The sequence below is a fragment of the Deinococcota bacterium genome (assembly GCA_030858465.1).
In the GTDB taxonomy this organism is placed as follows: domain Bacteria; phylum Deinococcota; class Deinococci; order Deinococcales; family Trueperaceae; genus JALZLY01.
In genome coordinates this window covers 1-10,903 of the sequence record JALZLY010000030.1, presented here as the reverse complement: position 1 = coordinate 10,903, position 10,903 = coordinate 1, and the positions used below count along the sequence as shown (strand labels likewise).

The window sequence follows — 10,903 nt, the reverse complement described above, 5'->3', positions numbered from 1 at the left end:
GCAACTAAAGTCTTGCACTAAAGTGCATAGTTTCGACTAGCGTTCTGGGACAATGAATGCGATAGCCATTAACCAATAATCCGTGCCAAGTGAGATTGAGGGAATAACTTGCCAGAAAAATGCATATGAAGCTCCGGCCGCTAAAAGACTATTCGTGATGTATATGAGATAGACAAGAACGTGATGGAAGCTTGGGTATATCTGGGTGGATTGGGGGGTCAATCCAGTTATGGGCTTAGGAGTAAATTTGGCACAAACCAGATATGGGGCAATTTGGGGATCCCTATTCTTGAAATAGAGTCTGATTAGATTTAGGACAAGTAGAAGTCTGGCTCTTTGTATAGCTGCACTTGTGATTCGATGCGCGGAGAAAAAGAAAAAGCTGTATACATAAATAACGAAAGTGATAACAGCAAATATAACTACTGAAAGCAGTGGGCTGTCCGGCCAGAATGCTTGATATAGAAGGGCTGCTCCTGGAATAAACGCTGCCCAGACAGCCCAGACAGCCCAGTAGAAGTTGATGACGTTTTCGATTCTCTTGTCTACATGCCTCCATTGTTCACTCATTGCGTTAAATTCGGCTAAGAGGAACTCTGTACTGATCGATTTTTCTTTATCTATGGTTTCTTCTGACTCATAATCCATATTATGTCCTATATAGAATTGAGTTTGACCATTTTCTGTGGGAATTACGCTCATATCGCCAACTTCAGTATCCGGAACTTGGTGCTGGCACGGGGCCTGCTTTTCGCTCACAACGTAATGCTACCGGGTTTCATAGATTTTGGTCACTGTCAAATAACCATAATGCTACACCACCTCTCTTTGCGGCAAGGCGCCCGTCCGGATCAGCTCCTGAAACCAGTGGTAGGAGGCCTTGGGGGTGCGCTCCAGGGTTTCGAAGTCCACGTAGACGATACCGAAGCGCTTGTGATAGCCCTCGGCCCATTCGAAGTTGTCCAGCAGCGACCAGACAAAGTAGCCCTTCAGGTTGGCGCCGGCCTCCAGGGCTCGGTGCGCCGCTGCTAAATAGCGCTCGAGAAAACGAATGCGATCGTCGTCGCCTATCTCGCCTCGCCGATCGGGTTCGTCGGGAAAGGCCGCGCCGTTTTCGGTGATGTAGATAGCCGGGTTGCCGTAGTTGTCTTTGAGATCCATGAGCTGCTCGAAGAGCGCCCTGGGATAGACCTCCCAGCCCATATCGGTGACCTTGGCGCGCGGCGGCGGGTCGGCCGGGCGCATCCCCACCAGGCTCAGCGGGTCGGCCTGGACCAGAAAGCGAGTGTAGAGGTTGAGGCCCAAAAAGTCGATGGGCTGCTTGATCTTCGCCAGGTCACCCTCGCGCACATGAGGCTCCATCATGCCGATCGTTTCAGCGGGGTAGCGCCCGTGAAAGAGCGGGTCCAGGTAGTTGCGGTTCGAGACGGCGTCGAAGAGCTTGGCGGCTTGAGCGTCCTCTTCGCTGTCCTCCGCCGGATGCACGGGCTGAAGGTTCAAGACCGTGCCGAGCTGCCAGCCCCTGCCCTCCCCGCGCAGCGCCCCCAACGCCTGGCCCTGCGCCAGGTTGAGGTGGTGGGTGGCGGCGGTAAAGGCCGTGAGGTCGGTGAGGCCGGGGGCGTGCTGACCCAGGAAATGCCCGAGAAAGGCGATGGCGTTGGGCTCGTTGAGCATCACGAAGTGGCCCACGCGGTCGCCAAGGCTCGAGGCGACATGGAGGCAGTAGTCGGTAAACCAGTGGCTGATGTCGCGCGTCGTCCAGCCGCCCTTGTCCTGGAGGGCCTGGGGCAGGTCCCAGTGGTAAAAGCACAGCCAGGGCGCGACGCCCGCGTCCAGAAGCTCGTCGACGAGCCGCTCGTAGAAGTCGAGGCCTTTGGGATTGGGACGGCCCCGGCCCTCGGGAAAGACCCTGGGCCAGGAGACGGAAAAGCGGTAGGCCGCCAGGCCCAAGTCCTTCATGAGCCTTACGTCCTCAGGGTAGCGGTGGTAGTGGTCGCAGGCCAGGTCACCGTTGTGGCCCCCTGCCACCTTGCCGGGCGTGTGCGCGAACGCGTCCCAGATGCTCTTGCCCTTGCCGTCCTCGTTCCAGGCGCCCTCGATCTGATAGCTGGCGGTAGAAGCGCCCCAGGTAAAGCCGTCAGGAAAACGCACGCTCATAGAGCCTCCCTCGTATGTCGTCATTCTAGCCACGTTAGTTTAGCCACAGCGGCGCGCGGGGACACAGCAAGGCACGCCGCAAAGCCAAAACGTGCCAAGATGGAACCGTGGACGCAGAGCCGGGACGGGGCCGCCTCTTTCTCATCCTTGGCGTGGGCCTTGTAGCGGTCAGCCTGGCAGCTATCTTCATCCGCCTCGCCGAGGCGCCGGGCGTGGTGGTGGCGGCCTATCGCATGCTCCTGGCCAGCCTGGTCCTCTTGCCCTGGACCCTGCGGGCCTTGAGGCGCACGCCCCTAAACCGCGGCAACCTGCCCTACGCCCTCGGCGCGGGCTTCTTCCTGGGCGCGCACTTCGCCACCTGGATAAGCTCGCTGTCCTACACCACCGTGGCGGCGAGCGTCGCGCTCGTCACCACCAACCCGCTCTGGGTCGCGCTCTTGAGCTGGCTTTTCTTGAGCAGCCCGCCGACCGCGCGGGTGTTGCTCGGCGCCCTCGTCGCCGTCGCCGGGGCGGTGATGATCGGCGTAGGAGATCTGCAAGGCGGTAGTGAGCCGTTGCTCGGCAACGGGCTCGCGGTCTTGGGCGCGATCAGCGTATCTTGTTACATCCTGCTCGGCCGCAGCGCCCAGCGCCGGGGCCTCGGCCTCCAGGCCTACGTCGGCGTAGCCTATGGCGCGGCCGCGCTCATGCTCTTGCCCTTGCCGCTCATCTTGGGCTTTTCCTATCTCGACTATTCCCTTAAGACCTTCTTCTGGACCCTGCTGCTGGCCCTGGTGCCGCAACTCATCGGCCACACCAGCCTCAACTACGCGGTCAAGTACCTCGCCCCTACGGTGGTGGCGACCATCTTCCTGCTCGAGCCCATCGGCTCGGCCGCCCTAGCCCTGCTCCTGTTCCGCGAGGTCCCCACCGCCCTCACCGCCGCCGGCGCCGTCGTCCTCCTGCTGGGCGTCGGCCTGGCGAGCTATGGGAGGCGGCCGCGCCGCGTCCGGCGCGGCCCCTCTGATTAAACGACCATGGGATACTGGAGGCAAGAATCAACAGCAGGGGTCACAGGCGGCTGGCGCGGGGGGTGTTATCCTTGAGAGATGAACCGGGCCACTAGAAATGGCGCGGAAAATTTGCTAGACTGGTGCACGTGATTGTGACTGCACCCCTGACACTTGGACCAGCACAACAGCGTAGCCCTACGAAAACGTCAGAAACCTAGCCGCCTGGGAGCAATCCTTGGTGGCCTCGTTGTTTTTGACCTGGCGATAAATCCCGAAGGGAGAACTATTTTGAAAGACATTCAGCGCGGATACAAGAGTGGTGACCAGGTCGTCCTGCCGCCTTACGGCGTCGGCGTCGTCGCCGGCACGACCATGAGGACGATCGCCGGCAGCGACAACCAGTACTATCAGGTCGACTTCCCCAACGGGACCTCGCGGGCCTACGTCCCCGTCGCCGCGCCTCAGGTCGCGGGCCTGCGCCCCGCCCTCACCGCCGAAGAGGTGCAAAGCGTCTTGGAGCGTTTGCAGAACGGCCGCATCAACCTGCCCAAGCAGTGGGCCGCCCGCCACCGCCGCGTCACCGAGATCTTGGCTTCGGGCGACCCCTATCAGATCGCCACCCTGGGCAGCGAGTTGCGCCGCTGGGACTTGGAGCGCGGCCTGCCCGACTTAGACCGCCAGGCTTACCGCCGCGCCCTGCGCCTCTTGGCCGGCGAGTTCAGCGCTGTTTTGGGCATCAGCCAGCAGGACGCCCGCGCCATGATGGACGCCGGCGACGAGAACGAGATCAACTAGGTCCTTCCGTTTACCGAGAGCCGGGGCTGTCCCGGCTCTTTTTTTCCGCCGCGCGTGCCTGCTCCAGATAGCGCAACACGGTGGCGTAAGCGGCGTAATCGTCGATGGGGCGCGGCGGCGACCACAGCCCCTTGGGTAGCAGCCGCATCCACAAGGCCGGCGGGTGGTCGCGGAAGTAGAGCCCGCGCGCCTCGAGCGTGGTGTTCCGCTCGTCCACCACCGCAAAGGGCAGGCCTCGCTCGCCCAGGACCCTTTGAACCCGGGCCGTGCCCGTACCGTCTCCTACCAGGATGTGTGCCCCTCGCGGAAAGGGATAGACGGCGAGCTCGTCGAAGAGGATGATCTCGGCGCGCTCGAGCACGCCCCTGTCATCCACATGGGCGACGCCGAGGTTTCTGCCGGGGTCGAGGCCGATGAACCTTCCAGGGACGCTCGTGTTCGGTGTCTTCAGCATCTTGACGAACTTGCCTTGACGGAACACTAGGCCTTGCCTTGACGAAACACTAGGCGCGCCTAGGCTCCCTGGGGGATAAGGCAAAGGTCGCCAAGGAGCCCGCCGCTAAGCCGCCCAGCGGCAAGTAGACGACGAGGAGCAGGCCGAGCCGCAAAGGGTAGACGGGCGCGCTGCCGGCCATCACCAGCAGCAGCGCGAACCAGGCGGGCGCGGCCAAGAGCCCCCCCAACAGGAGCGCGGCCGACAGCGCCCGGCCCTTGCCGCCGCGCCGGGCGCTCAGGACAGCGCTCAGCAGCGCTAGCGGTAACAGGGCCAGGGCCAGAGACTGCAAACCCTGCCCGAGGAGGACGCTTACGCCCTCACGCGGCGAGGCGACGAGCGCGAACAGCCCGCCGAGCAGGAGGACAAGACCGGCTTGCAGCAAGAAGGCGGCGGCGTAAGCGATCAGCAGACCGTGGCGCGCCTCCGCCAACGTCGGCTCCTTGGCGCTGAGAAAGTTGCGGGCGCGCTCGAGCACACCCCACTTTAACGCAGGCGGCTAACGCAGGCGGGCAGGCCGCTGTGCTAGCCTCTAGGGATGAAGCTCCGCTCGACCTGCCCGCTCGACTGCCCCGACGCCTGCGCACTGCTGATGACCGTGGAGGACGGCCGGGTTACCAAGCTCGAGGGCAACCCCGGCCACCCCGTCACCAAGGGCTTCGCCTGCGTCAAGACCGTTCACTACCCCGCGCGCCAGAACCACAAAGACCGTCTCAGACAGCCGCTGAAGCGCCTGGGCGACAAGGGTGAAGGCCGCTTCGAGCGGGTCTCCTGGGACGAGGCCTTGGACGACGTCGCCACCAGGCTGGGGGAGGTGGTGAGGGCGCACGGCGGCGAGGCCGTCCTGCCCTACTCCTACGCGGGCACGATGGGTCTGATGGAGCGCGACCACCCGCTGGCCTTTTTCCGGGCCCTGGGCGCCTCGGAGCTCGATTGGACCATCTGCGCGGCCACCGGCGCGGCGGGCTGGGAGGTCAACTACGGCCCCGGCATGCTCGCGACCGACCCCGAGGACCTGCCCCATGCAGAGTACGTCATCCTCTGGGGCATCAACTCCTTGCGCTCGAACGTCCACCTGACACCGCAACTGAAGGCCGCCCGCCGCGGCGGCGCGCACATCCTCCACATCGACCCCTACCGCAACGAGACGAGCCGGTTCGCCGACGAGCACTGGCCTGTGCGGGTGGGAACGGACGCGGCCCTGGCCCTCTCGATGGGCCATGTGATTCTTTCGGAGGGCCTGGAGGACAAGGCCTACTTGGGGAGAACCGCCAACGACCTGACCGCCTATCGCCGGGCCTGCGCCGAGTGGCCGCCTGAACGCGCCGGCGCCTTCTGCGGCGTTCCCGCCGATAGCATCGTCCGCGCCGCCAGAGACTTCGCCAAGGCGGGCGCGGGCTATATCCGCATCGGCTACGGCATGAGCCGCAACGAAGGCGGCGGCAACGCCACTCGCGCCATCACCCTCCTGCCCGCCCTGACGGGCGCCTGGCGGCACCGGGGCGGCGGCGGCGCGCTCTCCACGAGCGGCGCGTTCGCGCTCAACACCAGACGTTACGCGGGCGCGCACCTGCTCAGGCCGGGCGTCAGGCACCTCAACCAGAACAAGTTGGCCTCGGCGCTCGAGCTCACGGAAAACCCCGTCAAGGCGCTCGTCGTCTTCAACTCGAACCCTGCGGCGGTGGCGCCCGACTCGAGCCGCGTCCGGGCGGGCCTAGCGCGCGAGGACCTCTTCACGGTGGTGCTCGAGCACTTTCAGACCGACACCGCCGACTACGCCGACTACCTGCTGCCCGCCACCACCTTTTTGGAGCACCCCGACCTCTACACCGCCTACGGCCACTACCACCTCCAGTGGGCCGAGCCGGTGGTCGCGCCGCTGGCGGAGGCGAAGCCAAACAGCTGGGTCTTCCGGGAGTTGGCGAAGCGTCTAGGGCTCGAGGACGAGGCCCTCTACTGGCATGCGGAGGAGGTCGCCCGCGACCTCCTGGACAGCGACCACCCCTGGCTTACGGGCCTCTCCTTCGAGCGCCTGCGGGAGGCGCGCAGCCTTAAACTCGCGCTCCCCGAGGATTTCCGGCCCTACGCAAGCGGCAGCCATTACCCCGACGGCAAGATTCGCTTCTCACCGCCGCCACGCCAGCTCGACTTCGAGGAGAGGCTGTCCGAACACTATCCCCTGCGCATGATCACCCCGCCGGGCTCACACCTCTTGAACACCAGCATGGGCAATATCGAGGCGCTGCTGAAGGCCGCCGGGGGCGAGCCGCAGGTCCTCGTCCACCCTCGGGACGCGGCCAGGGCGGGCGTCCAGCACGGCGAGCGCTGCCGGTTAACCAGTGCGCGCGGCAGCATCCTGCGCAAGGTAATCGTCTCCGCGGACACCTACGAGGGCTGTCTCATCGCCCTCGGCCAGTGGTGGCCCAAACTGGCACCCGACGGCAAGTCCTTGAACGACCTGACCAGCGAGCGCCTCACCGACTTGGGCGGCGGCAGCACCTTCGGCAACATGGCGGTGCGCGTAGAGCCCGCGCAGAGGCTCGAGACCGCCGCGGACTAGACGCCCGGGGCCCCGATACCCGCATCCTCGCCTAGTCCCAGCTCACGCTCGAGCCCTCCATGCCCTTGCGCACCCGCAAGCGGGCGGGCAGGCGCTCGCTAAGCGAGGTGACGTGGGTGATGATGCCCACCAGGCGGCCCTGCCGCGTCAAGGATTCGAGCACCCGCGCGACGGCCTCGAGCGTTTCGCTGTCCAGGGTGCCGAAGCCCTCATCGAGAAAGAGCGCGCCCAGCGAGGTATTGGCGGCGACGGTGTCGGAGAGGGCCAGCGCCAGGGCCAGGCTGGCGATAAAGGTCTCGCCGCCCGAGAGGGTCTTGGCGCTGCGGAACTCGCCGCTGTGCCAGGCGTCGCGGATGAAGTAGTCGTCGTCCCTGTAGCGCAGGTCGTAGCGCCCCTCGGTCACCTCACCGATGATCCGCGAGGCGCGCAGGGCCAGCTTGCTCTGCACCCGCAAGAGCAGGTAGGCAGGAAAGCGGTTGCCCTGCAAGTCGAGGCTGAGCTGGCGGTAGGTATCGTAGACCTCCACCAGGCCTCTGGCCCGGGCGCGCAACTCGCGCGCCCGCTCGATCTGCGCCTGCACCCGCATTGCCTCGCCCTCGGCGGCGCCGGAGCGGCGCTGCAGCGCCTCCTGCTCCTCTTCGAGCGCCGCCTTCTGCCCCGCCAGGCTCTCGTAGCGCGCCTCGTCGAGGCTTCGGCCAGCCAGTTTGGCCTCGAGCTCGACCGCCTTGCGCTCGGCGAGCTGCCGCGCCGTCTCATGGGCCGCGATGCGGCCCTTGAGCGCGCGCTGCTCACCCTCCTTGCGGACGGCTTGGCGCAGGGCCGCGGGCGCGGCAAAACCCGCCCGCGCCAGCGCCGACGCGAGGACCGCCCCGGCCTCCTCGAGCTCCTCTTCCGCCTCCGCCACCTGTCGCGCCCGCAAGGCCGCCCCCGACTCGAGCCCCTGCAACGCCGCCTGGGCCCGTCCCTGCCGCTCGCGCGCGACTTTTAGCGCTTCCTCCAAGCGTCTTCGGGTGGCGGCGAGTTCGCCTGGCGCCCGCCCCAAGTCGAGCCCCTGCGCCTCGCGCCGAATCCCCTGGGCCAGGCTGGCGAGGAGGTGAAGCCGGCCCTCCTCGAGACGCTCCTTGATCCGCCGCACGTCGCTCGTCTTGAAGCGGGCAAAAGCGGCCTCGAGTTCGCCCGTCTCCCGGCAGCGCCGCGCTACCTGCTCGTTCAGGCGCTCCTCCTGTCCCACCGCGTCAGCCACACGGCTCTCCTGCGCCCTCAGCTGCGCCTGGACCGTTCGGCACTCGTCGCGCAGCCCTTCGAGCAGCCGCTGCGCCTCGTCCCGCCGCCGCTTGAGCTCCTCGAGCCGGCTGGCGCGCGGTGGCGGCAGAGCGGTCACCGCCTGCTCGCACACGGGACAGGCCTCGCCGACACGGAGGTGTGGGCGCAAGGCCGCCGCCCGGTCGCTCACCACCGCCCGCTCGTGATCCGCCTCGAGCCTCTCGAAAGCCGGCTTGACCTCGAGCCCCCGGGCGGTCAGCCTCTCGAGCGTCTCGCGCATGCCCCTCAGCGCCTCTCGCGCCGCGGCGGCCGCCCGCTCCGCTTCGGCGAGGGCCTGCTCCGCCTCCCGGCGCTCGCGCTGGGCGCTCTCGAGCGCCGGGAGCTGCGCCTTGAACGTCTGCAGGCTGTCCCAGCTCTCATCGCTGTAGACGACGCCGGGCTTGGCGCGGTCCGCCAGCTCCAGCGTCCCGCCGCGCGCCCCGAGCTGCGCCAGGCGCGGCTTCAGCGCGGCCAGCGCCTCGAGCTGCGCCGCAATCCGCGGCAGCGCCTCCGCATCCGTCTGGGCCTGCGCCAAGGCCGCCCCGGCCGCGGCGGCCTCCTTGCCCGCCAGCTCCAGCGCCCTCTCGTGCTCGGCCCACTCCCCTCTGTAGCGAGCCAGCTTGTTTCGCTGCCCCTCCGTCCGCTCGAGTTGCGGCAGGATAAGCTCGGCCCGCTGCGCTTGCTCGAGCGCCCCTTTGTCACCGCGGTAGGCATCCTCTTGGCTGGTCAGCGCCTCGAGCTGCCGCTCCACCTTGGCCCGCTCCGACACCAGGACTTTGAGCTCCTCGAGACCGGCGAGTTCTTCGGCCAGCGCCCGGCGGCCGCGCTCGAGCTCGCCCCGACGCGTTGCCAGCGCGGCCAGCTCGTCCTTGAGCGCCCGCAGCCGTTCCTGCGTCGCCCCCCCGTAGTCCTGGGCGAGGCGCTCCGAGATGCCCTTTTGCTCGGCCTCGGCGTCGCGGGCGCGCTGGCCCGCTTCCTTCTGCATCGCCTTTACCCGGTCGAGCCCCAGCAGCTTGATGAGCAGCTCGTTTCTTTTGCTCCTGTCGCCGCGCAGAAACTCGTCAAAGGCGCCCTGAGGCAGCATGACCGCGCGGGTGAAGCCCTCGTAGTCGAGCCCGACGATGCTCTCGAGCTTGTCCTTGGCCTCCTTGATCTTGTCGCTCTCGGGAAGCTGTTTCCAGTCCTTGCCGACGAGCTTGGCGACGCGAACCTGCGACTCGAGCTTCTTGCCTTTCCTCTCCAGGAGGCGCGCCACCCGGTAGGCCTGGCCTCCGGCCACCTCGAACTCGAAGTTGACGTACATCTGGCCGAGGCCGGGGCTGAGGAGCACGTCGAGCCCTTTGCCGCCGAGCCGCGGCGTCTGGCCGTAGAGCGCGTAGATCATGGCGTCTAGGAGCGTGGACTTGCCCGCGCCCGTCGGCCCCTCGATGGCGAAGAGCGAGAGGTCGTCGAAGCTCACGCGGGCGGGCTCGCGAAAGCAGGTGAAGCCGGAGAGCTCGAGCTTGAGCGGCTTCAGGAGCTGACCTCGGCGGACAGTTCGGCGGACAGTTCGGCGGACAGTTCGGCGGGCTCTTGGGACTCGGGCTCCTCGTGGTCGACGCTGTCGTAGAGCTCGCCGAAGGCCCTTCTCAGCTCGTCCGGCAGGGGCTGGCCGCGCTGCTCGTGGTAGAACTGGGCGTAGCTCTCGCCAAGGCCGAGCGCCTCGTGGTCCACGCCGCCCATCTCCTCCGCGGCCTCGCCAGGCAGCTCGAGCTCGACGGCCAAGACGTTGGGCAAGGTGGCCTTGACGCGGTCCTTGAGGCCGGGCAGGGGGCGCTCCAAGGCGAGCCTCAGCTTGAGCCAACCGCCCCAGTCGGCGAGCTCGCCCGTCCGGCGCTCGAGGGCGTCTAAGTCGAGCCTGACGTTCTTGAGCCGGCGGCCCGCCTGGATGTGGTGCTCCTTGACCAGCCTGGTGGGCTCGCCCGCCTTGGCCTCTACGATATAGGCGTACTTCTTGTCGGCCCCCTCGCCGAAGTCGAGCTGGATGACGCTGCCCGCGTACCTGCCGCCGTAGTCGGGATAGCCCTGGATGGTCTGCGGCTTGTGGATGTGCCCGAGCGCCACGTAGGTGCAGTTCGCCGGAAAGAGATCGGGGCTCAGGGTATAGGCTTCGGAGCAGTGAAACTGGTACTCGGAGTTGGCCAGGGTCGCGCCGTTCATGGTGGTGTGCATGAGCAGGAGGTTGACGGAATCGTTGTCGAAAGCCTGGGTGAGGTTGGCGACGAGCCTGCGCATGCCCTCGGCGTAACGCTGCCGCCAGGCGCCAGGGTCGCCGCCCAGAAGCTCGGCCACCCGGACCAGGCGCCGCTCCGACACGAAGGGCAGGGCGGCGATCCGCGCGACCTCCCTTCCCAGGCCGAGCGAAAAGGCGCCGCCCTGCCCCGCCACCTTGGCCTCGCCAAAGGCGTGGACCTGGGCCAGTTTCAAAATCCCGCCCACCGCGTCCAGGCGGCCCGGCGAGTCGTGATTGCCGGCGATGACCACGCTAGGGATGCCCGCGCGCCCCGTGGTCAGGAAAAACTCGTAAACGGCCTCCTCGGCCTCGGGACCCGGGCGCTTGCTGTC

At 66.6% G+C, this 10,903-nt stretch carries 9 protein-coding genes; 3 read left to right on the top strand and 6 right to left on the bottom strand.

Features of this window, described 5'->3' with window-relative positions; all coding sequences use genetic code 11:
- Window positions 1-36: 36 nt before the first annotated feature.
- Together M3498_01840 and M3498_01835 are read right to left on the bottom strand one after the other, a co-directional pair.
- Complete coding sequence (locus tag M3498_01840; protein MDQ3458038.1) at window positions 37-759, bottom strand: hypothetical protein; 723 nt, start codon at window positions 757-759, stop codon at window positions 37-39.
- Between the two features lie 54 nt (window positions 760-813).
- A complete protein-coding gene (locus tag M3498_01835) occupies window positions 814-2,157 on the bottom strand; it encodes a GH1 family beta-glucosidase (protein MDQ3458037.1) in 1,344 nt (447 codons plus the stop codon).
- 107 nt (window positions 2,158-2,264) lie between these two features.
- On the opposite strand from M3498_01835, the gene M3498_01830 reads away from it, so the two are divergent.
- Window positions 2,265-3,167: a DMT family transporter gene (locus M3498_01830; GenBank protein MDQ3458036.1), complete on the top strand. Its 903-nt coding sequence runs from the start codon at window positions 2,265-2,267 to the stop codon at window positions 3,165-3,167.
- A gap of 270 nt (window positions 3,168-3,437) precedes the next feature.
- A complete protein-coding gene (locus M3498_01825) occupies window positions 3,438-3,944 on the top strand; it encodes a CarD family transcriptional regulator (protein ID MDQ3458035.1) in 507 nt (168 codons plus the stop codon).
- A gap of 10 nt (window positions 3,945-3,954) precedes the next feature.
- Here the strand turns inward: M3498_01825 and M3498_01820 are convergent, their stop codons facing one another.
- Both M3498_01820 and M3498_01815 read right to left on the bottom strand, forming a co-directional pair.
- A complete protein-coding gene (locus M3498_01820) occupies window positions 3,955-4,425 on the bottom strand; it encodes a resolvase (GenBank protein ID MDQ3458034.1) in 471 nt (156 codons plus the stop codon).
- Window positions 4,426-4,447: 22 nt separating this feature from the next.
- The gene (locus tag M3498_01815; protein ID MDQ3458033.1) at window positions 4,448-4,915 is read right to left on the bottom strand and encodes a hypothetical protein; all 468 of its coding nucleotides are present in this window, start codon (window positions 4,913-4,915) and stop codon (window positions 4,448-4,450) included.
- Window positions 4,916-4,975: 60 nt separating this feature from the next.
- Here M3498_01815 and M3498_01810 point away from each other — a divergent pair, with 60 nt between their 5' ends.
- Window positions 4,976-6,997, top strand: coding sequence for a molybdopterin-dependent oxidoreductase (locus tag M3498_01810; GenBank protein ID MDQ3458032.1), 2,022 nt, complete (start codon window positions 4,976-4,978; stop codon window positions 6,995-6,997).
- A 31-nt stretch (window positions 6,998-7,028) separates the two neighbouring features.
- Here M3498_01810 and M3498_01805 read toward each other — a convergent pair whose 3' ends face one another.
- Window positions 7,029-9,758, bottom strand: coding sequence for an SMC family ATPase (locus tag M3498_01805; GenBank protein MDQ3458031.1), 2,730 nt, complete (start codon window positions 9,756-9,758; stop codon window positions 7,029-7,031).
- Between the two features lie 53 nt (window positions 9,759-9,811).
- Window positions 9,812-10,903: exonuclease SbcCD subunit D C-terminal domain-containing protein (locus M3498_01800; GenBank protein MDQ3458030.1), on the bottom strand; the 1,092-nt coding region annotated here is incomplete at its 5' end.

What these genes read in the sequence shown, in the direction of transcription:
- M3498_01835 (MDQ3458037.1), bottom strand. Translation starts at nt 2,157, where the DNA reads ATGAGCGTGCGTTTTCCTGACGGCTTTACCTGGGGCGCTTCTACCGCC.
- M3498_01810 (MDQ3458032.1), top strand. Translation starts at nt 4,976, where the DNA reads ATGAAGCTCCGCTCGACCTGCCCGCTCGACTGCCCCGACGCCTGCGCA.